The sequence below is a fragment of the Curtobacterium sp. MCJR17_043 genome (assembly GCF_003224315.2).
Taxonomy (GTDB): Bacteria; Actinomycetota; Actinomycetes; order Actinomycetales; family Microbacteriaceae; genus Curtobacterium.
The window spans coordinates 2,914,479-2,939,203 of the sequence record NZ_CP126259.1; the positions used below are offsets into that span (position 1 = coordinate 2,914,479).

Consider the following 24,725-nt stretch of genomic DNA (forward strand, 5'->3'; position numbering starts at 1 on the left):
CCCGCGCGGCGACCGCCACCGGCTGTTGCTTCCCCGAAACGGTGCTGAAACACCGGTTCCCTACGGTTGCCGACATGGCATGGAACCGGGGCATGATCGCGCACGGCCGACGAGTCGGTGCGCTGACCGTCCCCCGTCGCCCTGCCCTGATCGGACCTGTCCATGGACCTCGTCTCCGTCCGCACCGTGCGGACACCGTCGCACCGCGACGACCTCGCGTTCTCCCCCCGGTGACCGCCCGCTCGGTGGCGGCACGTGGCTGTTCTCGGAGGAACAGCCCGGCCTGACCGGCCTCGTCGACCTGACGACGCTCGGCTGGCCCGACGTCGAACGGGTGCCCGGCAGCCTGACCGTCGCCGCGACCTGCACGATCGCGTCACTGCTGCGCGTGCGGCCCGATGTGTCGTGGCGCGCATGGCCGCTCGTCGAGCAGTGCGCGAACGCCCTGCTCGCGTCGTTCAAGGTCTGGAACGCCGCGACCGTCGGCGGGAACGTGGCCGTGGGACTGCCCGCGGGTGCGATGACGGCGCTGCTCGTCACGCTCGACGCCACCGCGGTCATCTGGACGCCCGACGGCGGGGAGCGGCGGGTGCCCGTCGAGCGGCTCGTCCTCGGCGTGCGCACGCTCGACCTGCGCCACGACGAGGTCATCCGGTCCTTCGAGGTCCCGGAGGCGGCTCTCCGAGCGACGACCGGGTACCGGCGCGTGTCGCTCAGCCCGTACGGCCGGTCGGGGTCCCTCGTCACCGCACGGTGGTCCGCGCAGGAGTTCGTGCTCGTGGTCACGGCGGCCACCCCGCGCCCGATCGTGTTCCGGTTCGCCGGGGTCCCGACGGCCGACGGGCTCGACGACGCACTCACGGCCGCGCTCGGGTCCGACGACCACTGGTACGACGACCCGCACGGGTCCCCCGCCTGGCGCCGCGCGGTCAGCACCCGCTCCGCACACGAGCTCCGCGACGAAGCCGCAGCGGGAGGGACCCGATGAGGATCGAGGTCGACGGCACCCCGATGGAGGTCGCACCGCAGCCCGGTCAGGTCCTCCGGACGCTCCTCCGGCAGCACGGCGTGACATCGGTGAAGAAGGGGTGCGACGCCGGCGACTGCGGTGCCTGCTCGGTGCTCGTCGACGGGGTGCCCGTGCACTCCTGCATCACGCCCGCACACCGGATGGAGGGCCGGACGGTGACGACGGCAGCGGGCCTCGGCACCCCGGAGCACCCGCACCCGGTGCAGCGCGCGTTCGCGGAGGCTCCGGGGTTCCAGTGCGGGTTCTGCACAGCCGGGTTCGTCGTCACCGCGTCCACGCTCACCGACGACGACCACGCCGACCGGCACCGGAAGCTCAAGGGCAACCTCTGCCGCTGCACCGGGTACCGGGCGATCGAGGACGCGCTCGACGGTGTCGTGAACACCGCGTGCGCGACCCCCGGCGCAGCGGTCGGCACGTCCGTCGTCGCGCCGGCGGCGATGCGCGTCGTCACCGGGCAGGAGGAGTACACGCTCGACGTCCCCGACACCCCCCGCGGTCCGGGCCACCGAGGCCCTGCTGCACCTCGCCGTCCTCGGCAGCCCGCACCCGCACGCCCGTATCACCGCGATCGACACCACCGCGGCCGAGGCGCTCCCCGGGGTGCACGCGGTGTTGACGTACCGGGACGACCCCGGCGTCCTGTTCTCCACCGGACGGCACGAGTCGCGACTCGACGACCCGGACGACACCCGGGTCCTCGACCGCGTGCTGCGGTTCCGCGGACAACGGGTCGCCGCGGTCGTGGCCGACAGCGTCCGGACCGCCGAGCTGGCGTGTGCGCTCCTCCGCGTCGACTACCAGGTCCTGCCGAGCGTGCACGACCCGGACGCCGCACGCCGACCGGGCGCACCCCTCCTGCACGGCGACAAGACGTCGGCCGAGCACCGGATCGCCGAGCCGACGCGCAACGTCGTGGCGAGCCTCCACGGCGAGACGGCCGACGTCGGAGCGGCCCTCGCGGTCGCCGCCGCGACCGTCGACGGCACCTGGAGCACCGGCCGGGTCTCGCACGCCGCCCTCGAGACGCACGCCACCCGCGGGTGGGTGGACCCGGACGGGAGGCTCGTGCTCCGGACCGCCACGCAGGTCCCGTTCCTGGTGCGGGACGAGATCGCCCGCGTCTTCGCGCTCGACCCGGCCCGGGTGCGCGTCGTCGCGAAGCGGGTCGGCGGGGGGGTTCGGCGGCAAACAGGAGATGCTCACCGAGGACCTCGTCACGCTCGCCGTGCTGCGCACGGGCCGGACCGTGCAGTACGAGTTCAGCCGACGCGACGAGTTCACGATCGCGCCGACGCGGCACCCCATGCGCGTCCGGGTCCGCCTCGGCGCCGACACCGACGGCAGGTTGACCGCGATGCACGTCGACCAGACGATGGACACGGGGGGCGTACGGCAACCACGGCATCGGCGTCATGTTCCACTCGGTCAGCGAGTCCGTCGCGGTGTACCGGTGCCCGGCCAAGCGGGTGGACGCGGAGTCGGTGTACACGAACAACCTGCCATCGGGGGGCGTTCCGCGGGTACGGCCTCGGGCAGGTGGTGTTCGCGATCGAGTCCGCGATGGACGAGCTGGCGCGGGAGCTCGGCATCGACCCGCTCGAGCTCCGCCGGCGGAACGTCGTCGTGCCCGGTGACCCGCTCGTCGTGACCGATCCGCACGAGGAGACCGACCTGCGGTGGGAGGGCAGCTACGGGCTCGACCAGTGCCTCGACCTCGTGGAACAGGCCCTGGCCGGGCCCCTGCCCGAGGTGCCGCGGACGGACGGGCCGGTCCTGACGGGTCCCGGGCCCGACGGCTCCCCGGACTGGGCGTTCGGCACCGGCGTCGCGCTCGCGGCCATCGCGACCATGCCGCCGCGGGGACACCACGCGCACACCTCGGTCGAGCTGCTGCCGGGCGGCCGCTACCGGATCGGCGTCGGCACGGCCGAGTTCGGCAACGGCACGACGACCGTGCACACGCAGCTCGTCGCCGCCGCGCTCGGCACCACCCCGGACCGCGTCGAGGTGCACCAGTCCGACACCGACGCCGCACGGTACGACACCGGTGCGTTCGGCTCCGCAGGCGTCGTCGTCGCCGGACGTGCCCTGTACGCGGCCGCGCAGGCACTGCGCGACGACATGACCGCCCGGGCACTCGTGGTCGTGGCAGCCCGGACCCCACGGACCGCATCGGGGGGTGCTCGGGCCCGCGGTCGTCGTGGAGCCCGGGGGTGTGCGGGTCGGCGACGAACTCGTCGGGCACGCGGAACTCCTCGTCGACGGTCCGCTCGTCGCGCACGGCACCCACGACGGCACACCGCGGTCACTCGCGTTCACCGTGCACGGGGCCCGGGTCGCCGTGCACCGCCCCACCGGTGAGGTCCGGGTCCTGCAGAGCGTCCAGGCGGTGGACGCCGGCACGGTGCTCAACCCGGAACAGCTCCGGGGGCAGGTCGAGGGCGGTGCCGCGCAGGCGGTTGGCTCGACCCTGTACGAGGAGGTCGTGCTCGACGACACCGGACGGGTCACCACCGACGCCTTCCGGTCCTACCGGGTGCCGAAGATGTCCGACGTGCCACGCACCGAGGTGCTGTTCGCCGACACACACGACCCGCTCGGTCCCCTCGGGGCGAAGTCCATGAGCGAAGCCCCCCTACAACCCCGTCGCCCCGGCCGTCGCGAACGCCGTGCGGGACGCGATCGGCGTGCGGCCGTACCGTCTCCCGATGACCCGGGACCGGGTGTGGGCGCTGCTCGCCGACCCGGCCGACGCCGGAGGTGCGTGATGTTCGAACTGGCGCCGCGCCTCCTGGCCGTCCTCGACGCCGGCGACCCCGTCGTCGTCGCGACCGCCGTCGACGTGCAGGGCAGCTCACCGAGCGGGACCGGCACCTCGATGGCGGTGCTGCCCGGTGGCGAGGTCGTCGGGACGATCTCCGGCGGGTGCGTCGAGGGGTCCCTGTACCTGACGGCGGAGGAGGTCCTGACGACCGGTGTCGCCGTGCTCGAGCGCTTCGGGTTCGAGGACCCGTCCGACCCCGCTGCCGACTGGGCGCCGGGGCTGCGGTGCGGCGGGCGGGTCGAGGTCCTCGTCCACCGCGTCCTGCCGAGCGACGCCGTCGTGCTCGACGCGCTCCGTGCCGCCGCCGCCGGGACGCCGACGTCGCTCACGGTGTCCCTGGAGCCCGCGTCGCTCGGCGCGGTCGTGCGTCCGGCGGACGGGTGCCGGACGCGGGTCTTCACCGAGTACGCCGGGGGCCGCGCCCGCTGCATCGTCGTCGGCGCCGTCGAGTTCGCCGTCGCCGTGACGAACACCGCGGCCATGCTCGGCTACGCGGTCACCGTCGTCGACCCGCGGCCGGTGTTCCTCACCGACCAGCGGTTCCCGGCGGCGCAGCAGCGGATCGTGGGGTGGCCGCCCCGGGTGCTGGCCGACACCGCGATCGGGCCGGACACCGTCGTGGTGCTGCTGTCCCACGACGACCGGTTCGACGCCGAGGTGCTCGACCTCGCCCTCCGCCGCGGTGCCGGGTACGTCGGGGCGATGGGGTCCCGCGCGACGCACGAGCGGCGCCTGGCGGTGCTGCACGACCTCGGGACGCCCGACACCGCGCGGCTGCGTTCCCCGATCGGGCTCGACATCGGAGCGGAGACACCGGCGGAGATGGCACTGGCGATCATGGCCGAGGTGGTGGCCGTGCGCCGGGGCGCTCCGGGCGGTCCGCTCGTCGGCGGGAGCGGGGCGCTCCACCGGCGGACGGCCCAGACCCGGTGACCAGCTGCGCCGGGTCACTCCCCGCCGGTACCCCGACGGCGCGGAGCATCGGCGATGTCGCTCCGTCGACCAGTGAGGGCGTCGGCCGCCGAGAGATGGCTCGCTAGGCTCCAGCTGTGTCCATGACAACCGGCCCGATCGGCGCTCGGGGAACCGCGCTGGTCGTCGCGACCGTCCTGACGTCGGTGTCCGCCGGAGCGTTCCTGGTGCTCTGGGCAGCTCTCTGGCTGCCGGTGCTGCTGCGCGGCGCGGACACGGCGCTCTTCCTGTGGCCGCTCGTCGTGGTCCTGGCCGTCGGACCGTGGTGCGGCTCGGTGGCAGCGCTGGTCCTCGCTGCCGTCGCACTCGGCGGGAGACGGGCGCCGACCGCAGCGACCGCCGTGCTGCTCGCCAGCGCACTGCTCGTCGTGGTCGCACCGGTGGCACTGTGGTTCGGCGCACCGACGCCGCTGGGTGTCTGAGCGTCCTCCTCCGCTCTCGGCACCGTCCGCCCGTGGGGACACGGCTCAGCCGAGGACGCCGGTGTGCTCCAGCACGATCTGCACGCCGATGAGGATGAGCACCACGCCCCCCGGCGATCTCCGCCGGCTTGCCGAAGCGTGCACCGACCCGGCGGCCGACCACCACGCCGACGTAGCTCAGCACCGCGGTCGTGACCCCGATGAGCAGCACCGCCCACCCGATCGACACGGGCAGGAACGCCAGCGTGATGCCGACCGCGAGCGCGTCGATGCTCGTGGCGACGGCGAGGACGAGCAGTTCCCGGACGCTCAGCCGGTCCGTGTCCTCGTCGGTGTCCTCGTGCCCGTGGAAGGCCTCCCACAGCATCTTCCCGCCGACGAGCGCGAGCAGGCCGAAGGCGACCCAGTGGTCGACGTCGGCGATGGCGCTGGCGAAGGTGGTGCCGAGCAGCCACCCGAGCAGCGGCATGAGCGCCTGGAAAGCACCGAACACGAGTGCGATGACGACGGCCTGGCGCGCGGAGAACCGCTTCATGTGCAGGCCCTTGCCGAGCGCGACGGCGAAGGCGTCGGCGGAGACGCCGATCGCGATCAGGAACAGGGCCCAGAACGACATGGGGTCGTGCCTCTCGAGACGGACGGAGGAGACACCGTCGTCTCGGAACCCGACGATCCTGCCACGTCGATCACCGCCCCGAGGACGAGAAATACCTGATCAGGGAGATTCGTCCCGCCGAATCTCCCCGTTGGGCGCCCCGCCTGCATCGGCCTGTCCAACGTGGCGCACCGGCTGGATGTAACAGGACGGTAACGACGGGAAACCCACCCAAACCATGTCGGGACCGGTGCCGAATCACTGTCACAAGCCGGGAACGGCCCGCAAGCGCTCACCAGCCGCACATCGCTGGTTCTCCACCCCTTCGCGGGGTGTGTTCGGCGCGCATCCCATTCCAGATCCGCGCCGAGCGCGACAAGCAAAGGAACGAAGACATGCGCAAGTCCCTGAAGACCTCGATCACCCTCGCCACGACCGGTGCCCTCGTGCTCGGCGGTGCAGCGTTCGGCGTCAGCGCCGCGAACGCCTCCACCCCGGCCGTGCACACCGTCTCCAGCTCCGCCTCGAAGATCCCCGCCCCGGTCGCGTCGGTCCCCGAGGTCCTCGGCGGCGACACCTCCGTCGCCCTCGACAAGGGCTTCACCGACGCCCTGACCTCGCTGAAGCTCACCCCGGGTGTCTCGGGAGATGCGACCCTCGAGGACGGCGCCGTGTCGTTCCCGATCACCTCCGGCTCGGTCACCTACTGGAGCCCGGACGGCAACTACCGCCCCTACGTCCAGGGTCTGCTGAACCACGACGACTCCGGCCTGACCCTCAAGGCCGGCGACACCACCGTCACGCTCGAGAACTTCGTCGTGAACCCGGGCTCCTCGAAGCTCTACGGTGACGTCCTCGTCAACGGGAAGGTCGCCGCCCCGAACGCGTTCCTGTTCGAGCTGCACGGCGGCTCCCTCAAGCCCCTCCAGCTCGAGGGCGACAACGCGATCCTGACCGGCACCACCGTCCACATCTCCCAGGACGCCGCGGACCTGCTGAACCAGACCTTCAAGACCGACGCCGTCAAGCGCGGCCTGCTCGTCGGCACCGCCACCATCACCGCCCAGATCAAGTAACACCCGATCTGACGCACCACCAGAACGCCGTCCCGCACACCGCGGGACGGCGTTCTCGCGTCCCCGGAACCAGACGCCCGGGTTCCACGACACCCCGCCACCGTCCCTCCCGGTTCTGGAATCCGCGCACCTCGACCGTCGAGATGCGCGAATCACGGAACCACGGCAGGACCGACGGGAGGCGACCACCGCCGACGGGAGGCTCGTCCGCCGTTCCCGACGCCGCTACACTCCGGGAGCGGAGTGCGACCGAGCCCTCCAGCGGAGGTGGGACGTGTTCGGGAACCTGGCTGTCGGAACGCACGCCGCGGTGCTGCTCGTGATCATGCTGCTCGAGGTCGGGGCGCTGGTGGTCCTGTGGCGCGACCGGACGCGGAGTCAGCTGGCGAAGGTCGTCTGGACGGTCGTCATCGCGGTGCTCCCGGTCCTCGGCGCGCTCGGGTTCCTGCTCAACTGGGCACTCGGGCGGCTCGCGGACCGGCTGAACCGCGCGCACTGACCGAAGCCACCGACCGGCCCGAGCGCCCCGCGCGGCGGCTCACGCGGGTGTCCGTGCCAACCGCTCGCGCAGGCGGGCTGCCAGCTCGCCCTCGTCAGCCGTGACGAGTCTCCCGTCCCGCACGACCACGCGGCCACCGACGACGACGTGGCGGGGCCGCCGCCCCGGGAACGCCCACAGGAGGCCGGCGACCGGATCGGCGACCCCGGCATCCGCGACGCCGGAGACGTCCCAGACGCAGAGGTCCCCGGCCGACCCGGCGCCGAGGTGTCCGAGTTCCGGCCGCCCGAGACCGACGGCGGACCCCTCGGTCGCCGTGCCGAGCACCTGTCGGGCGGGCAGCTGCGGCCCGACGAGCGCGGAGACCTGCATCGCCAGGCGGGCGTCCGCGAGCAGGTGTCCGGCGTCGTTGCTGCCGCCGCCACTGGTGCCCAGACCGACCGGGACGCCCGCGGCGAGGAGCCGCGCGACCGGCGCGATCCCCCACCCCATCGGCACGTCGCACCCCGGTGCGTGCGTGGCCGTGACCCCGGCAGCCGCGATGCGGGTGACCTCGTCGTCGGTGACGTCGCACAGGTGCGCGATCGTGACGTCGGGCGCGAGCCACCCCCACTGCTCGAGCAGGTCGAGCGGGCGTCGTCCGTACCGCTCGAGGGCGATGGCGGTGTCGACCTGTTCGTTCGCCTGCGTGCGTCGGCGCAGGCCGTGCTGGGCGGCGACCTCGCCGAGGGCACGGAACGTCGCCTCGCCGTCCGAGTGCACGCCCGCAGGGCCGACCGCGACCTGCAGTCGTCCGTCGGGGTCGACGCCGCCGACCGCGTCCTCGTGGAGCAGTCCGGTGACGATCGCGTCCGCCGACGCGGCCGCCCGCTCAGGGTCGTCCCGGGCGCTCCCCCCGGACGAACACCAGCCGCCCGCCGAGTCCGCGGACTGCGTCCACCGTGGCCGCGGCGAGCGCGACCGTGTCGTCCGCCGTCGCGTCCGCCGGCCAGTTGAGGTGGTGGTCGGCGACGGTGGTGACCCCGGACAGGAGGCCCTCCGCGGCCCCGACGGCAGCGGCCAGTCTGTAGAGCTCCGGGTCGTGGCCCACCCGGCCGTACGCACCGGCCATCGTGGGCAGCCAGTCCGCCATCGGTACACCGCGGGTCCCGGGGGAGGGTCCGGAACGCCGTCTGCAGCAGGTGGTGGTGTGCGTTGACGAGGCCGGCGGTGACGACACATCCCGAGGCGTCGAGCGTCGTCGCGACCGCACTGCCGTCGTCGACCACGACGTCGCCGTCACGCTCGGTACGGGGGGTCGACGAGGACGCGGTGTGCGCCGGTGACGGAGAGCATGCAGCGTTTGTAGCAGCGCGGTGTTTCGGGACGGTGTCGAACAGGGACCTCTTCGTCATCCCGCAGCTTCGTCTCATCGCTGAGACAGCTTGCCGATCGTTCTCAGCAGTGAGACGAGGGGTCGTCTTCCACAGCGCCGAGCGGCATGACCGAGGTCCTCGTCCGGCTACGGAGCGGGCTCGATTGATCCTCAGCGCGCGACCAGACGGGCTCGGATGTGTTCGGCGACACGCTCCGGATCACTGCACTGCACCACGTATTCATGATTCCTCCGGGTCCGCAGGACGACTGCCGGCCGGTTCCCGAGGATGAGTCCCGTCGCGGCGCCGTTCCACCGCAGGCCGACACCACCGAACCGGAACCAACTCTGTTCTTCGACCCTGACGGATTCCAACTCGGAGTACTCGAGCTGACGACGCCAGAGGGGGAAGAACCGAAGGTCGACGCTGTCAGCGACGTCCACGCGCACGGAGGCGGTGACGAGGACGAAGCCGGCACCGAGTACGAGCACGGCGGGGAGCATCGTCAACGTCGCGGGACCGATTCCGATCTCACGGACGAGGAGGACCATGAGGGCGACCATGCCACCGAAGCTGAGCAGGAGGAAAGCGCCGAGCACCCTCATCCAGCCAGGTCCGTTCGTCGTCTCCGTCATACCGGTGTCTCCTTTTCTCTTCCCGAGCGGATCCGGTACATCCTCGGTCGAACGAGTGACCATCCGACCGGGACGACCAAGATCAACAGCGCGGCACCCATCACGAACGCGAAGCTCGACACGCCGAGCACCAGCCAGATGGCGAGATGGAACAGGAGTGCGATCGGCAGCAGTATCCGCAATCGGAACGGCGTCGGCAGGAGCACGGCGATCGCGAGACTGAACTCCAGCACGAGCGTTCCCCAGGACGAAGCGGCGACCAGCACTGGGCGCATCGTCACCCATTCCGCCACCGGCCGGAGGAGCGGCGGTGCCCCGAACACGTTGTTCCGCACCCAGTAGAAGAGGGCAGTGCCGTTCACCCACTCTGCACTGCTGAGCTTCCCGAGACAGGCGACGAGGTAGACAATCGCGACCTGCAGCTTCGCGAGCGCGAGGGCGGAGTACGCGACGAGGACGCGCGCGCCCAGAGCACGCTCCGGCTGCACGGCCGTCCACGAGGTCCGCCGCCGGGGACCGCTGTCCCGGCGATGAGCGCAGCAGTGACCAGCCCGACTCCTCCGGTCGTCATCAGAGTTCGGCATCGGCTGTGTTCCGCGAATCTGGTCATGGCGTCGATACTCGTCGTCTTACATTCAGTATGTCAACCACGACTAGGGCTCAGAACACCTGCGGATCGGGACACGACCTCCTTCCCGCAGGACTGTGACCCCTTCAGCCGTTCTCCGCGTCGTTCCGCCGGCGCCGCCAGCACCAGTGGGAAACCGGACGGGAACACCCGCGAAACACGGGGTCCCTAGGTTCTCCCCATGACGCAGACCCTGATCCGCGGCGGGTGGGTCCTGACCGCCGCCCCCCGACGCCTCCGCCACACCGTCCGCGATCCGGGACGGTGCGGTGCTCCTCGACGGGACCCGGGTCGCCGCGGTCGGCACCTTCGCCGAGCTGTCGGCGGCGCACCCGGAGGTGGCCGTGCGTGGCGGGGCGAACGACGTCGTCACGCCCGGCTTCGTGAACACGCACGGGCACTTCAGCGAGGGGCTCATCACGGGGATCGGCTCGCAGTACACGCTGTGGGAGTGGTTGAACGCGCTCATCGCGCACGTCAACCCGGTGATGACGCGCGACAAGGCGTACGCGGGCACCATGCTGCAGGGCATCCAGATGCTCCGGAGCGGCGTGACGACGGCGAACGACATGTTCTGCTCGGACCCGATCCCCGGCGAGCCGGCGACCCCGGGGGTCGTGCAGGCGCTCGAGGAGCTGGGGCTTCGCGGGGTCGTGTCGTTCGGCTCCGGAGACGTCGACCGGGACTTCGGTGCGACCCCGATCCTGGAGGAGTTCGACGCGCTCCGTGAGGCCGCCGAGGCGAGCCGCTACAGCTCGTTCCGAGTCGGCGTCTCGTCGATCGGCCGGTACACCGACGCGACGTGGCAGGAGCACGTCGACTACGCGGTCGCCGGCGGCCACGGCGTGCACGTGCACTTCCACGAGGTGCGCGAGGAAGTCACCGCCGCCCGCCAGCGCACGGGGAGGACGGCGATCGGGTACGCCGAGGCGACGGGCATGTTCGAGGTGCCGGTCATCGCCGCGCACAGCGTGTGGATGGACCGCCAGGACCGCGAGACCTACGCGGCGAACGGCGTCGGCGTCGCGCACAACCCGGTGGCGAACGGCATCCTGGCGAGCGGCATCGCCCCGGTCGCCGAACTCCGCGCGCTCGGCATCCCGGTGGGCATCGGCGTCGACGGTCCCGCGTCGAACGACTCGCAGGACTTCCTGCAGGCGATGAAGACCGCCGCGCTCCTGGCACGCATCCGCGACCTGCAGGCGACCGCGATGACCGCCCGCGAGGCGTTCGAGATGAGCACCATCGGCGGCGCCCGGGCCCTGCGCATGGAGGACGAGATCGGGTCGCTCGAACCCGGCAAGCGCGCCGACCTCGTCGTGTTCGACGGCGAGAGCCCGACCCTCGCCAACGTGCACGACCCGTTCCAGGCGGTCGTGTTCGTCGCCGGCAGCCGTGAGGTCAAGGACGTCTGGGTCGACGGCGAACTGAGCCTCGCCGACTTCGACGTCACCCGCGTCGACGTCCGCGAGGCGGTGGCGCGCGCCCGTCCGTTGGCCCGCCAGCTCGTCGAGCAGGCCGGCCTGGAGCGCCTGTCGGCGCTCACGGGTGCCCCGCTCGACGACACCGAGCGCCCCTGACGGAGCGACCGAGCACCGGACGGGAGGCCCGGATCACGGCCGGATCCGGGCCTCCCGTCCGACGGTCAGAGCTCCAGCACCAGGCGCGGGCACCCGGCCGCCGCGCGGCTGACGCAGACCATCATCGTGCGGTCGTCGGCCTGCTCCGCGGGACTGAGCACGGTGTCCCGGTGGTCGACCGACCCCTCGAGGACGGGCGTCTCGCACGTGCCGCAGGTGCCCTCGCGGCAGGACGACAGCACGAACGCGCCGGCGTCCTCCGCGACCTCGAGCAGGCTCCGGTCGGCGGGGACGGTGACGGTCGTGCCGGTCAGGGTGAGCTCGACCTCGAACGCCTCCCCCCGGGGCGTCGACGTCCGCAACGGGCTCGAACCGTTCGACCCGGACGCTGCCGGCCGGCCAGTGCGCGGCGGCGGTTTCGACCGCGTCCATCAGCCCGCGGGGGCCGCAGCAGTAGACGACGGCGTCGCGCGGCTCAGCGAGCAGCCCGACCACGTCCAGCCGGGGTGCCTCGTCGGCGGCGGCGAGCGTGACCCGGTCGGGGTGTGCCGCGAGGAGCTCGTCGGCGAACGCCATCCGGTCGCGGGACCGACCGGCGTAGTGCAGCTCCCACGGCGTCCCGGCCCGCTCAGCCGCGGCGATCATCGCGACGATCGGGGTGATCCCGATCCCGCCGGCGACGAACACCGCGGGACGCCCGGGGTCGAAGCCGAAGTGGTTCCGCGGGCCGCCCACGGTCACGTCGTCGCCGACGCGGAGCAGGTCGTGCACGGCCAGCGAGCCACCGCGTCCGGTCGCCTCGCGGAGGACCGCCACCCGCCAGTGTCCGTCGTCCGTCGTGGTGACGAGCGAGTACTGTCGCTCGACGCCGGGCGCCACCCCGAGGTCGACGTGGGCACCGGGCTCCCATGCCGGCAGCGGCGCCGAGTCGAGCGGGGCGAGGTCGAGCGTCACGACGTCCGCAGCCACCTGCCGCCGGGCCGCGATCCGCATCCGGTGTCGCGCCTCTGTCTGCGGCACGGCGGTGCCGTACGCGCCGTTGCTGATGCCCGCGCTCATGCGCCGACTCCGGGCCGCGGCGTCTCCTTGACGACGATGAGGTGGAACGCGCTGCCGTCGGCACTGCACCACCGGTGTCCGGTCCCGCCGCGGTAGTACGCCGAGTCGCCGGGGCCGAGCCGCAGCACGTCCTGGCCGCGCAGGTCGAGCACGACGGCACCGGCGAGCACCGTCAGGAACTCGTCCTCGTGGTGCTCGAAGTACTCGCCGAGGTCGGTGTTGTCGCCCTTCCACTCGAGCGGCTCGAAGGCGTGTGGTCCGGCGTGCACGAGCAGCCGCGCCTCGCCGCTCGAGAACGGGCCGCGGGCGCCCTCGCCGGCGCGGAGCACCTCGGGCCGTCGGTCGTCGGGCTCCTGGCGGACCGGTGCCCCGGCGGCGAGGAGGGCGACCTGCGTGGTGTCGAGCGCACCGGCGATCTTCTCGAGCGACACCATGCTCGCGCGGGAGTGACCCCGTTCGACCTGGCTGAGGAACGGGTGCGACAGGCCGGTGCGCTCGGCGAGCTGCACGAGCGTCATCCGTGCCGCGCGGCGGAGCGTCCGGACGTGCGCGCCGATCCGGCGGGCCTGTTCGTCGACGACTCGATCGGTCGTGGGCTCGACCGCGGGGGTCGGAGCGGTGGCCGGTCCGGTGTCGGTCAGTTCGGTGGGCATCGCGCTCCGATCGGGGACGGGAGGGGCTGGGCGTTCCGTGCACGTCATCTCGTCACAGGCGGCAACCGGCGCGAAACCGGAGGGAAACACGGCCGCCCTAGCATCGAAGATGTTGATGCGATCAACATTGTCACACACGATCGAGAGGGTCCCATGGAGTCGTCACTGCCCCGTCGGGTCGCCCTCCTCCGCTCCGCGCTGCTGCCGGACGGCAGGCTCGTGGACGTCGCGATCGACGGCGACACCGTCAGCGCTGTCACGCCGGCGGGCACACTCGCAGCCAGCGACGCGGACACGCTCGACCTCGACGGACGCCTGCTGCTCCCCGCTCCCGCCGAGCCGCACGCCCACCTCGACAAGGCCCTCAGCGCGGACCGGATCCGGCCGCCGCTCGGCGACCTCGGATCAGCCATCGCGGCCTGGGCGGCGCACGCCTCGACCATGTCGGTCGCGGAGATCGCCGACCGGGCGCGGACGCAGGCGCTCGCCATGCTCGCCGCCGGGACGACCGCGATCCGGACCCACGTCGACGTCCTGAGCGACGGTGGCACCGCGAGCGTCGCCGACAGCGTCCGCGGAGCACGGGCACTCGTGCAGGTCCGCGAGGAACTCGCCGACCTCATGGACATCGAGCTCGTCGCCCTGGCCGGACCGCTCGCGCCGGACGAGCACGTCGAAGCGGTGCTCGACCTCGGCGTCGACCTGGTCGGCGGCGCCCCGCACCTCGCCGAGGACCCGCTCGCCGACGTCGACCGGTTGCTCGCGATCGCCCGGCGCCGCGGCCTCGGGGTCGACCTGCACGCCGACGAGAGCCTCGACGGGCCGGTCACGCTCGACCACTACGCCCGGGCGGTCCGTGACTGGCCGCGCGACCGCCAGTACTCCGCCGGCCACTGCGTCCGGCTCGGCACGCTCGGCCCGGAGCGGCTGGCCGAGGTCGTCGCCGACGTGGCCGCCGCGGACATCGGCGTCATCACGCTGCCGATCACGAACCTCTACCTGCAGGGCTGGCAGCACCCGGTGTCGACGCCGCGCGGCCTGACGGCGATCCGCGCACTCCTCGCCGCCGGGGTCCGGGTGGCCGCCGGCGCCGACAACGTCCGCGACCCGTTCAACCCGGTCGGCCGCAGCGACGCGCTCGAGACCGCATCCCTCCTCGTCACCGCCGGACACCTGACGCCCGACGACGCGTACGCGATGGTGAGCGTCGCCGCCCGGAGTGTGATGGGCCTCCCGGCCGCCGGCCCGGTCGTCGGGGCGCGCGCCGACCTGCTCGCCGTCGCCGCGACCAGCGTCACCGACGCGGTCGCGAACGCGCCGGCCGACCGCATCGTCCTGTCCCGCGGACGGCTCGTCGCCCGCACCGAGGTGCAGCGCAGCGTCGCCGCCCCCCACCCGCGCCCAGGCACCCGCCGTGCCCGAGCCCGCAACCGTCCCCGTTCCCTGACCGCGCACCACCATGCACGAGAACACGAGGTACCCGTGACCACCACCGCACCAGCCCCCGTCACCGCGACGGACACGCTGCTCGACTTCCGGAACGTCGAGATGACCTTCCCGAACGGCACCATCGCGCTGCAGGGCGTCGACCTCACCGTCGACCGCGGGCAGTTCGTCTCCGTCGTCGGCCCCTCCGGCTGCGGCAAGTCGACGCTGCTGCGGATCGCGTCCGGCCTCGAGACCGCCTCGGACGGGACGGCCGGGGTCGCCGCCGACCGGATCGGGTACGTGTTCCAGGACGCCACCCTCCTGCCGTGGCGCACCGTGCAGGGCAACGTCGAGCTCCTCGCCGAACTCGGGGACGTGCCGAAGGCCGAGCGGGCCGCGAAGGCGGCGCACGCGATCGACCTCGTCGGGCTGAACGGCTTCGAGTCGAACCTGCCGAAGCAGCTCTCCGGCGGCATGCGGATGCGCGTGTCACTCGCCCGGTCCCTGACGCTCGACCCGGAGCTGTTCCTGTTCGACGAGCCGTTCGGCGCCCTCGACGAGATCACCCGCGAGCGCCTGAACGACGAGCTGCTCCGCCTGTTCGTCGAGCAGCAGTTCGCCGGGCTCTTCATCACCCACTCGGTGTCCGAGGCGGTCTACCTGTCGACCGAGGTCGTCGTCATGTCCGGCCGTCCGGGCGGCATCGTCGGGCGCTTCGCGGTGCCGTTCCCGATGCCCCGTGACCCCGACATCCGTTTCACGCCCGAGTTCGCCGAACTGGTCGGCGAGGTCTCGCACGCACTCCGGGAAGGACACCGCTGATGGTCACGCTGCAGGAGGTCGCGGACGCCCGCACCGCGCGCACCGCCGCCCGTCGCTCCACCCCGCGCACCCGTCGGTCGGTCACCTGGTGGCAGCCCGTCGTCGTCCTCGCGGTGCTCGTCGGCGTCTGGTACGCCGCGGCCGCCTACTACGACCACGTGCGGGGCCTGGCGTTCCTCGTGCCGTACCCGCACCTCGTGCTCAAGGCGATCGTCGCACCGACCGGGATGAACGGCGCACCCTCGACCTTCGGCCACGACCTGTGGACGGCACTCGGCCGGACGACGGTCGTCTCGCTCACCGGACTGCTGTTCGCCATCGTCATCGGCGTCCTCTGGGCGATGGCGATGGCCCAGGCGAAGTGGCTCGAGAACTCGCTCTACCCGTACGCGGTCGTCCTGCAGTGCGTGCCGATCCTGGCGCTCGTGCCGCTCATCGGCGCCCTGTTCGGGTACGAGTTCACGAGCCGCGTCATCGTCACCGTGATGATCGCCCTGTTCCCGATGGTGTCGAACACGCTCTTCGGCCTGCAGTCGGCCGACAAGGGGCAGCGCGAGCTCTTCCGCCTGCAGCGTGCCGGCCGGTTCGCCCAGCTCGTGAAGCTGCAGGTCCCCGCCGCCCTGCCGTCGATCTTCGTCGGCCTGCGCACCTCGGCCGGCCTCAGCGTCATCGGCGCCATCGTCGGCGACCAGTTCTTCCAGCGCGGCAACCCCGGCCTCGGCGTCCTCATCCAGGTGACGGCCTCGCGGCTGATGGGACCCGAGCTCTACGCGACCATCATCATCGCCTCGCTCTACGGCGTCGCGGTGTTCCTCGTCTTCGGCCTGCTCGGTCGTCTGGCCGTCGGCCGCTGGCACGACTTCGGCTGAGCCGATCCCCGTCTCCCCTCCCCCTCCCACAGCACCCGCCCCAGCACCACGAGACCCGCACCACGAACGGAGCCTCCATGCGCACCACCACCCGACTCGGCGCTGTCACCGCCGCCCTCACCGTCTCCGCGATCGCCCTCACCGGCTGCGCGAGCGGTTCGGCGACGAGCGCCACCACCACCGCTGCGACGAGCGCCGCCACCGGCCCGGCCGTCGACCTCTCCGACGTCTGCCCCGCGACCGTGGTCGTGCAGACCGACTGGAACCCGGAGGGCGAGCACGGCCACCTGTACCAGATGCTCGGCGCGAACCCGGCGATCAACGCCTCGGGCAAGACCGTCACGGGCGACCTGGTCGCGAACGGCAAGCCGACCGGCGTCAAGCTCGAGATCCGTGCCGGTGGCCCGGCCATCGGCTACTCCAAGGTCAGCTCGCAGATGTACCAGGACAAGTCGATCACGCTCGGCTACGTCTCCACCGACGAAGCGGTCATGTTCTCCGGCGAGCTGCCCACGACGGCCGTCTTCGCCGAGAACGACCAGTCCCCCCATGGCGATCATGTGGGACCCGGCGACCTACCCGGACGTCGACAGCATCGAGAGCCTCGGCAAGGCACTCGAGGAGAACGACGGCGTGGTCCGCTACTTCAACGACGCCGCCTACATGTCGTACCTCGAGCAGTCCGGCATCCTGCCGAAGAGCGTCCTCGACGGCAGCTACGACGGCACCCCGTCCAAGTTCGTCTCAGCCGGCGGCAAGGACGCCCAGCAGGGCTTCGCCACCGCCGAGCCGTACGTGTACAAGAACCAGGTCGCCGCCTGGGGCAAGAAGGTCGAGTCGGCTCTCATCTCGAGCACCGGCTGGAACCCTTACCCCGAGACGATGTCCGTCCGCTCGGACCAGATGTCCGAACTGAAGCCGTGCCTCGAGAAGCTGGTGCCGGTCATGCAGCAGGCCGACGTGGACTACCTGGAGTCGCCCGCCGCGACGAACGACCTCATCACGCAGCTCGTGCAGCAGTACAACAACGGCTGGACGTACGACTCGAAGGTCGGTGCGTTCGCGGCCGAGCAGATGCAGAAGCGCGGCATCGCCACGGACGGTGACAACGGGTACGTGGGCGACATGGACGAGCAGCGCATGGCCGACTTCATCGAGAAGGCCACGCCCGTCTTCTCCGGCTCCGGCGGGAACATGAAGAAGGACCTCGCGCCCTCCGACCTGTACACGAACGAGTTCCTCGACGACTCGATCTCGCTCGGCTTCTAGCCGGTCCGGCCCGGCCGACCATCCACCGACGGGAGGCGCGACACCGCACGCGTGTCGGGCCTCCCGTCGGTCCCCCACCTCCCTCGCAGCAGGAGCAGCCATGACCATCGTCACCCCCCGTCTCCGTCTCCCCCCACCACCATCGAGGCGCTCCGCGCCGAGCTCGTCGACCTCCTCGGCGAGCGCGGTGTCAGCGCCGACGAACGGACGCGCGCACGCGCCTCCGTTGACGAGGCGACCATGAGCCCGATCCTCAGCGAGCAGCTGCCGCTCGGGCTCGCCGACCTCGTCGCCTCCCCCCGCGAACGCCGACGAGATCGCCGCCACCCTGCACGCCGCCGTCCGGCACGGCGTCCCCGTGACCACCCGCGGCAAGGGCACCGGCAACTACGGGCAGGGCATCCCCCCTGCACGGCGGCCTGGTCCTCGACACCTCCCGTGCCCGCGCCGTCGTCGAGGTCGGGGACGGCTGGATCACCGCCGAGGCCGGCACGTCGATGGTCGCCCTCGAGCAGGCCGCCGCGGCCGCCGGGCAGCAGCTGTGGATGTACCCGTCCACCGCGCAGTCGACGATCGGCGGCTTCCTGTCCGGCGGCTCCGGCGGCACCGGGTCGATCGCGCACGGGTCGAACTGGCAGGGCTTCGTCACGGCGCTCGACATCGCGCTGCCGGGTGAGCCGGGTCTGCGGCACGTCGAGGGTGACGAGGCGCAGCCCTTCGTGCACACGTACGGCACGGCCGGGGTCATCGCCCGAGCGACCGTCCGGCTCGAACCGCTGCAGGACTGGCGTGCCGTGTACGCGACCTTCCCGACGTTCGAGCAGGCGCTCGTCGCGGTGCGCACCCTGCGCGGCCTCACCCCGGTGCCGCGGCTCGTCAGCGCCGACCGCGCCGCGATCGCGGCCACCCTCCCGACGGACCCGGCCATCGCCGCCGACCGGGCCAGCCTGCGCGGCATCATCGACGCGGCGGCGCTCGACGAGGCGCAGGACCTCATCACCTTCGCCGGCGGCACTGTCGAGGACGTGCGCGAGGGGCTGCAGCAGACCACGAAGGTGTCGATGCTGTCGTACAACCACCCGATCTGGTGGCTGAAGCGGAACACCCCGGACACCGAGTACTTCCACGTCGAGGTCGGCGGCGAGGCGCTCATCGACCGGATCGCCGAGGTCGAGGCCGTCTACCCCGGCGGCATGCTCCACATCGAGGCGGCGCACCTCGGCCCGATCGGCATGCTCACCGCGCCGTACACCGGGGCGGAGGACGTCTACGCCGGCTACCCGCTGCTCCGCGACCTCGGTGTCCGGGTCCACAGCCCCCCACCAGTACTACGTCGACCACGGGGTGGAGGAGCTGCTCGCCCTGAAGCAGCGCACCGATCCGGACGGGCTGCTCAACCCGGGGCACGTCATCGACCCGTCGCTCGTCGAGTCCGGCGGGTCGACCGCGTCAGCGCAGCCGGCCGTCCCGGGCTTCGGCAAGTGAGCGGCACGCGGAAGCTCGCGGAGCTGTCGGGTCCGGCCGTCGCCGCCGGCTTCACGGCGGACACCGTCGTCGTCCAGCCGACCGGAGCGGTCGAGCACCACGGCCCGCACCTGCCGCTGCTCACCGACTTCCTGCTCGCCGACCACATCGGCGGCGCGGCGGTCGAGCAGGCCGCGGCCGAGGGGCTCGACGTCTGGCAGCTGCCCACCCTGGCGTTCACGAAGTCCGACGAGCACAGCTGGGCGCCGGGCACCGTGTGGCTCGACGCGTCGACGATGTTCGAGACGGTCGTGCAGATCGGCCGCGCCGTCGCCCGCACCGGGGCCGGCACGCTCGTGTTCGCGAACGGGCACGGCGGCAACGTCGCGCTGCTGCAGGTCGCCCTCCGCGAGATCCGGAAGCGGTACGGCCTGAAGACGTTCCTCATGCCGACGCTCGCCCGCGTGCCGGGTCCGGACGGCGAGGACGCGGACGAACTCGGCCTCGGCATCCACGGCGGTGCGGCGGAGACGTCGATGATCCTGCACCTGCGCCCGGACCTGGTCGACATGACGCTCGCCGAACGCTGGGTGCCGGAGCACATCGCCGGGTTCTCGAAGATCGCGTTCAACGGCGGTCCGGTGTCGTTCGGGTGGTTGTCGGACGATTTCGGCACGCCCGGTGTCGTCGGGGACGCGATTCGTGCCTCCGCCTCGTACGGCGCGGCCCTGTGGGAGCACTCCCTCGCCGAGGCGGTGGCCTCGCTGCACGAGATCGCCCGCTTCGACCCCGCCGGTCCGCGGTGACCGTGCTGCCGGGCGAGGCCGCGGCGACCGTCGACGGACCGCCGCCCGCGGAGCCGCTCGTGCTCGCCGCGGCCTGGCTCCCGGTGGACGGGTCGGCACCGGGCCCGACGATGACCCTGTCCACGATCGGGCTGGACGGCTACCCGTCCGCCCGCACCGTCCTGCTGTCCCGGTTCGACGGACGGCGCCTGCACTTCCACACCGACACCCGGAGCCGGAAGGCGGCCGAACTGGCGGCCGTCCCCCCGGGCCTCCGTGACGATCGTCTGGCCGGAGGCCGCCCGCCAGCTCGTCGTGGCCGGGGACGTCGCGCCGGTCACCGACCGGGAGGCCCGGCTCGCCTACGGCGCGCGGACCCGGTACCTGCAGGTGCTCGCCTGGGTGAACGACGCCGACCTGGCGGGTGCGACGGCCGAGCTCCGTCGCGAGCGGTGGACGGCGTTCGGCCGGGAGCGTGGCGACGGCCCACTCGAGCCGCCGACGACGTGGGGCGGCTACGCGCTGACGCCGCTGCGGATGCTGTTCTGGCAGGGCGCGACGGACGGGCCGAGCAACCGGCTGGCGTACGAGCGCGACGCGGACGGTGGGTGGCGGCGCGAGGCCTGGCCGGGGTGAGTCGCCGGGCTGGCCGGGGTGAGTCGCTGGGCTGGCCGGGGTGAGTCGCTGGGCTGGCCGGGCTGAGTCGCCGGAGTGGCCGGGCCGCCCTCCCGCTACCGCACGTCGCGCATGACGCGGATGGTGCCGAGGCTGCCGTCGGTCGGGTCCGGCAGGACCATGCCCGCCTCCAGACCACTCCGCAGGTACTCGATGACCTCGGTGGTGATCCGCTCCCCCCGGCACGTACGCGGGGATGCCGGGCGGGTAGGGCGTCGCCTGCTCGGCCGCGATCCGTCCGGCCGCCTCCTCCGCCGGGACGGACTCGGCCGGGGCGAAGAACGCCTCGCGCGGCGTCACCACCGACTCGAGCACGATGCCCGCGCGGCCGGGCAGCTGCACCGGCGGGTCCTGGTCGAGTCCGGGCGCCGTGGCAGCGAGGGCCTCGAGTGCCTGCACGAGCCGATCGGTCGTGAACTCGTCGTCGGCGATCGAGATGTCGACGCCCAGGTGCCGGTGGTCGGACAGCCCGAGGTCGATCTGGTGGTGCTCCCGGATCCAGTCGAGCGCGTGGTACCCGTTGATCCCGAGCGCCTGGACGTCGAGCAGCATGCGCATCGGGTCGAGCTCGTGCGAGGCCTCCGCGTGCAGGAGCTCGTCGTGCAGCACGCTGATCCCGTCGATGGCGTCGATGCGCTCCCGGGTGCGGTCGGCGAGTTCGATCGCACGCGCGATCCGCTCGGCACCGTCCTGCACCATGTGTCGCCGCCAGCCGTCCATCGCGGCGTAGACGAGCACGTTCGGGCTGGTGGTCATGAGCATGTCGGCGCAGGCCCAGAGGTGGTCGTGGTCGACGAGGTCGCCCCGGAGGTGCAGGACGGAGCCCTGCTCGAAGCCGAGGCCCATCTTGTGCACGCTCGTGACGCACACGTCGGCGCCCGCACTCATCGCCCAGGAGGGCAGGTGTTCGGAGAACGGCAGGTGCGCACCCCACGCCTCGTCGACGATGAGGGGCTTGCCGCGCTCGTGACAGACCGCGGCGATGCCCTCGATGTCGGCGCAGGTGCCGTACGGGGTGGGACTGACGACCAGCGCAGCGGCCGCGTCCGGGTGGGCGTCCCAGACCGCGGCGTAGTCCTCGGGCGACGGCGGGTGCGAGATCCCCTGGTCGGCGTCGATCCGGGGTTCGACCCAGTAGGGCTGCAGCCCGGAGAACACCAGGCCGGCCGTGACCGACTTGTGCGCATCCCGGCCGATGACGATCCCGCCGTCCACTCCGCCGACCGAGAGCATCGCCGCCTTGACCGACAGCGAGCTGCCGCAGGTCGAGAAGAAGACCTTGTCCGCGCCCACGGCGTCTGCCATCAGGGCCTCTGCGGTCGCGAGGTAGCCGTTCGACGACGTCCGGTCGTCGAGGCCACCACTGGCGAGCACGTCGTTGCGGAACGGGTCCGACCCGAGCACCGACAGCGTCTCGGTGTCGACCCCGCGGCCCTGCCGGTGCCCGGGCGGCGAGAAGCTGTACCGGTTCATGGCGTGGTGGTCCCGCAGCGCGTCGAGGAACGGAGCGGCCGTCTGGTCGAGATCGTCAGGCATGGTCCCCGTGTAGTCCGGCGGCCGTGGTGGGTGATCCAGCCTCGTGTGCCTCGGAGGACGACGAAGGCCCCGGAGGTGGTCTCCGGGGCCTTCGTGGTGTTGCGGTACTGTGCGCTCGAAGGGACTCGAACCCCCCAACCTTCTGATCCGTAGTCAGATGCTCTATCCATTGAGCTACGAGCGCGTGGCCCTTGCGAGCCGTGGAAGACTCTACAACAGCTCCGCTCGCAGCGCCAATCGGAGGCATCGAGCCCGCCCGCTCGGCGTGTCGCCGGGTCAGGCGCCGGCGAGCTCCTCGTCGAAGACCTCGGCGAGGAACACCTGCAGGGCCTGCCACGAGCGACGGTCGGCGCGCTCCTGGTACTGCGCACCGTGGTCGGGTGCGTTCGTCCCGGGGACGGCGAACGCGTGCATGGCGTCCGCGTAGGTCACGACCTGCCAGTCCACCTCCGGAGCGCCGCGCATCTCGTCCTGCCAGGCGTGCACGGCCTCGTCCGGGACGACCGGGTCAGCGCCGCCGGTGAGCACGAGGAGCTTCGCGCGGATGTCGTGCGCGTCGGAGGGGTCGTGGGTGAGCAGGCCGCCGTGGAACGCCACCGCACCGACCAGCTCGGCACCGGTGCGGGCGAGTTCGAGTGCGCCGGTCCCGCCGAAGCAGTAGCCCATGACGACGACCTTCGTGGCGTCGACGTCCGGGTCCGCGAGCAGGCGGTCGAGTCCGGCGCGCAGGCGCGTGCGGAACAGGGCGTTGTCGCCGTAGAACCGGCCGGCGACCTCGGCGGCGGTGTCGTCGCCGGGGCGGATGCCCGCGCCGTAGACGTCCGCGCCGAAGGCGACGTAGCCGAGGCGGGCGAGCATGGTCACGCGTGCCTCGACGTGTTCGTTGACGCCGTGCCAGTCGTGGACGACGAGCACCGCCGGACGGGGGCCGGCGACGGCGGCGTCCTTCGCGAGCACGCCCTCCAGGTCGGTGCCGTCGGAGTCGTAGTGCACGGTCTCGACACGGATGTCGGCACCGGCGGGTTCGGGAACGGTCTGCAGTATCGCGTCGATCGTGGTCACGCCTGCGGACGTTACGCTCCCGTCCCGGGGACCGTCCCGTCAGCTGTCGACGTTGTCCCAGCTGTCCGGCCCGCCCGACCCGGCGGCGTACTCGTCGAGCGGGGTCGTCCCGGCCCGCCAGGCGGCGAGGAACGGCTCGACGACCTTCCACCCCTGCACGGCGCTGTCCCCGCGTACCGACAGCGTCGCGTCCCCCTCCAAGACGCCGGCGAGCACCTCGCCGTAGGCACTCAGCCGTCCGGGGTTGAACGTCGTCGTCAGCGCGGTGTGGTCGACCGTGTACGGGTCGCCCGGGCCGTTGACGTTGAGCTCGAGCTGCATCTCGTCCGGGGCGATCCAGATGCAGAGCCGGTCCGGCAGCACCGCTCCGGTGAGGCCGTTCGGGACGTGCGGCGAGTCCTTGAACGTGATGAGGATCTCGCGGCGCTGCTTCCCCAGGGCCTTGCCGGACCGCAGGGTGAACGGCACCCCGGCCCAGCGCCAGTTCGCGATCTCGAGCTTCAGCTGCGCCAGGGTCTCGGTGCCGAGGGCGGGGTCCACGCCCTCCTCGTCCACGTAGGACGGCAACGACCGGTCCCCCACCGAACCGGCCGTGTACCGCGCGCGCTTGCCCGCGGCCGCGACGTCTCCACCCCACGGCCGGACGGCGCGGAGCACGAGCTCCTTCTGCGTGCGGAGGTCGTCGGCGTCGATCGAGGCCGGGGCCTCCATCGCGACGACGGCCATCACCTGCAGCAGGTGGCTCTGGATCATGTCGACGAGCGCCCCGGCCTTGTCGTAGTAGCGGGCGCGACCCTCCAGGCCCAGGGTCTCGTCGTAGACGATGTCGACGCGCGCGACGTGCTGCGAGGACAGCAGCGGCTCGATGATGCGGTTGGCGAAGCGCAGCCCGAGCAGGTTGAGGACGGTCGACCGGCCGAGGAAGTGGTCCACCCGGTGGATGCGCTCCTCGGGCAGGAAGGAGTGCAGCAGGTCGTTGAGGTGCCCGGCGCTCTCGGCGTCGGTGCCGAACGGCTTCTCGAGCGCGAGCCGCGTCCGGGCCGGCAGGTCGATGTGGGCGAGCTGCTCGCAGCTCTTCTCGGTGACGGCCGGCGGCAGGGCGAAGTAGATCGCCGGGTCGTGTCGGCAGTCGCCGAGCAGGGTCCGCAGGTCGTCGGCGTCCGTGACGTCGGCCGTGCGGTAGGACGAACCGTCGACGACGGCCTGGAGGCGCGGGGACAGTCGCCCATCGCCGGTCGCGCCCTCGTCCTCCTCGTTCTTCGACGCCTGGGCGTTCTCGAAGGCCTCGTGCACGAGGTGCTTCCAGTCGGCGTCGGACAGGTCCTCGACGCCGGCGCCGACCAGCTGGACGTCCCAGTCGTCCTTGACGTCGAGCAGCGTCGCGAGGCCGGGGAGCAGCAACCGCTTGGACAGGTCGCCGCTGGCTCCGAGGATGAGCAGTGTGGTCTGGAGGCTCGCCATGCCCCAGACCGTACTCACCGGCT

At 72.3% G+C, this 24,725-nt stretch carries 20 protein-coding genes, 1 tRNA gene and 5 pseudogenes; 15 read left to right on the plus strand and 11 right to left on the minus strand.

What is annotated here, in order from left to right; genetic code table 11:
* The first annotated feature begins 79 nt into the window (after positions 1–79).
* The 7 genes and pseudogenes from DEJ15_RS15165 to DEJ15_RS15180 all read left to right on the plus strand — a co-directional run bounded on the left by DEJ15_RS15165 (position 80) and on the right by DEJ15_RS15180 (position 5,251).
* Positions 80–988: an FAD binding domain-containing protein gene (locus DEJ15_RS15165; RefSeq protein ID WP_284175213.1), complete on the plus strand. Its 909-nt coding sequence runs from the start codon at positions 80–82 to the stop codon at positions 986–988.
* A 23-nt stretch (positions 989–1,011) separates the two neighbouring features.
* Positions 1,012–1,338: pseudogene (locus tag DEJ15_RS18910) on the plus strand ((2Fe-2S)-binding protein); the annotation flags it as partial.
* A gap of 253 nt (positions 1,339–1,591) precedes the next feature.
* Positions 1,592–2,143: pseudogene (locus DEJ15_RS18915) on the plus strand (molybdopterin cofactor-binding domain-containing protein); the annotation flags it as partial.
* A gap of 85 nt (positions 2,144–2,228) precedes the next feature.
* Positions 2,229–2,681: a molybdopterin cofactor-binding domain-containing protein gene (locus DEJ15_RS18920; protein WP_349814736.1), complete on the plus strand. Its 453-nt coding sequence runs from the start codon at positions 2,229–2,231 to the stop codon at positions 2,679–2,681.
* A pseudogene (locus DEJ15_RS18925) lies at positions 2,573–3,112 on the plus strand (molybdopterin cofactor-binding domain-containing protein); the annotation flags it as partial. The gene DEJ15_RS18920 and the pseudogene DEJ15_RS18925, both read left to right, overlap by 109 nt.
* Positions 3,113–3,248: 136 nt before the next feature.
* Positions 3,249–4,790 (plus strand): XdhC family protein, encoded by a 1,542-nt coding sequence (locus DEJ15_RS18930; RefSeq protein ID WP_349814737.1) that lies wholly within the window; start codon positions 3,249–3,251, stop codon positions 4,788–4,790.
* A 116-nt stretch (positions 4,791–4,906) separates the two neighbouring features.
* On the plus strand, positions 4,907–5,251 hold the full coding sequence (locus DEJ15_RS15180) for a hypothetical protein (RefSeq protein WP_146232859.1): 345 nt from the start codon (positions 4,907–4,909) through the stop codon (positions 5,249–5,251).
* Between the two features lie 166 nt (positions 5,252–5,417).
* On the opposite strand, the pseudogene DEJ15_RS15185 reads toward DEJ15_RS15180, so the two are convergent.
* Positions 5,418–5,867: pseudogene (locus DEJ15_RS15185) on the minus strand (manganese efflux pump MntP); the annotation flags it as partial.
* A gap of 374 nt (positions 5,868–6,241) precedes the next feature.
* Here DEJ15_RS15185 and DEJ15_RS15190 point away from each other — a divergent pair.
* On the plus strand, positions 6,242–6,922 hold the full coding sequence (locus DEJ15_RS15190) for a hypothetical protein (protein WP_110826207.1): 681 nt from the start codon (positions 6,242–6,244) through the stop codon (positions 6,920–6,922).
* Positions 6,923–7,196: 274 nt separating this feature from the next.
* Positions 7,197–7,421, plus strand: a complete 225-nt coding sequence (locus DEJ15_RS15195; RefSeq protein ID WP_110826029.1) for a PLDc N-terminal domain-containing protein — start codon at positions 7,197–7,199, stop codon at positions 7,419–7,421.
* 39 nt (positions 7,422–7,460) lie between these two features.
* Here the strand turns inward: DEJ15_RS15195 and DEJ15_RS15200 are convergent, their stop codons facing one another.
* The 4 genes from DEJ15_RS15200 to DEJ15_RS15215 form a co-directional block, all read right to left on the minus strand.
* The gene (locus DEJ15_RS15200) at positions 7,461–8,183 is read right to left on the minus strand and encodes an amidohydrolase family protein (protein WP_284175214.1); all 723 of its coding nucleotides are present in this window, start codon (positions 8,181–8,183) and stop codon (positions 7,461–7,463) included.
* Between the two features lie 109 nt (positions 8,184–8,292).
* Positions 8,293–8,532 (minus strand): hypothetical protein, encoded by a 240-nt coding sequence (locus tag DEJ15_RS15205; protein WP_284175215.1) that lies wholly within the window; start codon positions 8,530–8,532, stop codon positions 8,293–8,295.
* 414 nt (positions 8,533–8,946) lie between these two features.
* On the minus strand, positions 8,947–9,381 hold the full coding sequence (locus tag DEJ15_RS15210) for a hypothetical protein (RefSeq protein ID WP_284175216.1): 435 nt from the start codon (positions 9,379–9,381) through the stop codon (positions 8,947–8,949).
* A gap of 26 nt (positions 9,382–9,407) precedes the next feature.
* Positions 9,408–9,899 (minus strand): HTTM domain-containing protein, encoded by a 492-nt coding sequence (locus tag DEJ15_RS15215; RefSeq protein WP_181419625.1) that lies wholly within the window; start codon positions 9,897–9,899, stop codon positions 9,408–9,410.
* Between the two features lie 409 nt (positions 9,900–10,308).
* Here DEJ15_RS15215 and DEJ15_RS15220 point away from each other — a divergent pair, with 409 nt between their 5' ends.
* The gene (locus tag DEJ15_RS15220) at positions 10,309–11,619 is read left to right on the plus strand and encodes an amidohydrolase family protein (RefSeq protein ID WP_284175217.1); all 1,311 of its coding nucleotides are present in this window, start codon (positions 10,309–10,311) and stop codon (positions 11,617–11,619) included.
* 33 nt (positions 11,620–11,652) lie between these two features.
* Here the strand turns inward: DEJ15_RS15220 and DEJ15_RS19740 are convergent, their stop codons facing one another.
* Together DEJ15_RS19740 and DEJ15_RS15235 are read right to left on the minus strand one after the other, a co-directional pair.
* Entirely contained in the window at positions 11,653–12,678 is a 1,026-nt protein-coding gene (locus DEJ15_RS19740; RefSeq protein WP_502866118.1) for a ferredoxin reductase, read from the minus strand.
* Positions 12,675–13,331: a helix-turn-helix domain-containing protein gene (locus DEJ15_RS15235; RefSeq protein ID WP_110826024.1), complete on the minus strand. Its 657-nt coding sequence runs from the start codon at positions 13,329–13,331 to the stop codon at positions 12,675–12,677. Before DEJ15_RS15235 ends, DEJ15_RS19740 begins: the two co-directional genes overlap by 4 nt.
* Before the next feature lie 153 nt (positions 13,332–13,484).
* On the opposite strand from DEJ15_RS15235, the gene DEJ15_RS15240 reads away from it, so the two are divergent.
* The 5 genes from DEJ15_RS15240 to DEJ15_RS15260 all read left to right on the plus strand — a co-directional run bounded on the left by DEJ15_RS15240 (position 13,485) and on the right by DEJ15_RS15260 (position 20,604).
* A complete protein-coding gene (locus DEJ15_RS15240) occupies positions 13,485–15,581 on the plus strand; it encodes an ATP-binding cassette domain-containing protein (RefSeq protein WP_284175218.1) in 2,097 nt (698 codons plus the stop codon).
* Positions 15,581–16,450: an ABC transporter permease gene (locus DEJ15_RS15245; RefSeq protein ID WP_110826022.1), complete on the plus strand. Its 870-nt coding sequence runs from the start codon at positions 15,581–15,583 to the stop codon at positions 16,448–16,450. The genes DEJ15_RS15240 and DEJ15_RS15245 overlap by 1 nt, the downstream gene beginning before the upstream one ends.
* A 549-nt stretch (positions 16,451–16,999) precedes the next feature.
* A complete protein-coding gene (locus DEJ15_RS15250; RefSeq protein ID WP_284175219.1) occupies positions 17,000–17,719 on the plus strand; it encodes a hypothetical protein in 720 nt (239 codons plus the stop codon).
* A 419-nt stretch (positions 17,720–18,138) separates the two neighbouring features.
* Complete coding sequence (locus tag DEJ15_RS15255; protein WP_284176229.1) at positions 18,139–19,989, plus strand: creatininase family protein; 1,851 nt, start codon at positions 18,139–18,141, stop codon at positions 19,987–19,989.
* A gap of 255 nt (positions 19,990–20,244) precedes the next feature.
* Positions 20,245–20,604 (plus strand): pyridoxine 5'-phosphate oxidase C-terminal domain-containing protein, encoded by a 360-nt coding sequence (locus DEJ15_RS15260; RefSeq protein ID WP_284175220.1) that lies wholly within the window; start codon positions 20,245–20,247, stop codon positions 20,602–20,604.
* 270 nt (positions 20,605–20,874) lie between these two features.
* Here DEJ15_RS15260 and DEJ15_RS18945 read toward each other — a convergent pair.
* From DEJ15_RS18945 to DEJ15_RS15275, 4 genes and pseudogenes are all read right to left on the minus strand, one after another.
* Positions 20,875–22,179 (minus strand): annotated as a pseudogene (locus DEJ15_RS18945) (aminotransferase class I/II-fold pyridoxal phosphate-dependent enzyme); the annotation flags it as partial.
* Positions 22,180–22,289: 110 nt separating this feature from the next.
* Positions 22,290–22,363 (minus strand) — tRNA-Arg (locus DEJ15_RS15265).
* A 92-nt stretch (positions 22,364–22,455) separates the two neighbouring features.
* Positions 22,456–23,241, minus strand: coding sequence for a dienelactone hydrolase family protein (locus DEJ15_RS15270; protein ID WP_110826017.1), 786 nt, complete (start codon positions 23,239–23,241; stop codon positions 22,456–22,458).
* A gap of 39 nt (positions 23,242–23,280) precedes the next feature.
* Positions 23,281–24,702, minus strand: a complete 1,422-nt coding sequence (locus DEJ15_RS15275; protein ID WP_110826016.1) for a glucose-6-phosphate dehydrogenase — start codon at positions 24,700–24,702, stop codon at positions 23,281–23,283.
* Positions 24,703–24,725 lie beyond the last annotated feature (23 nt).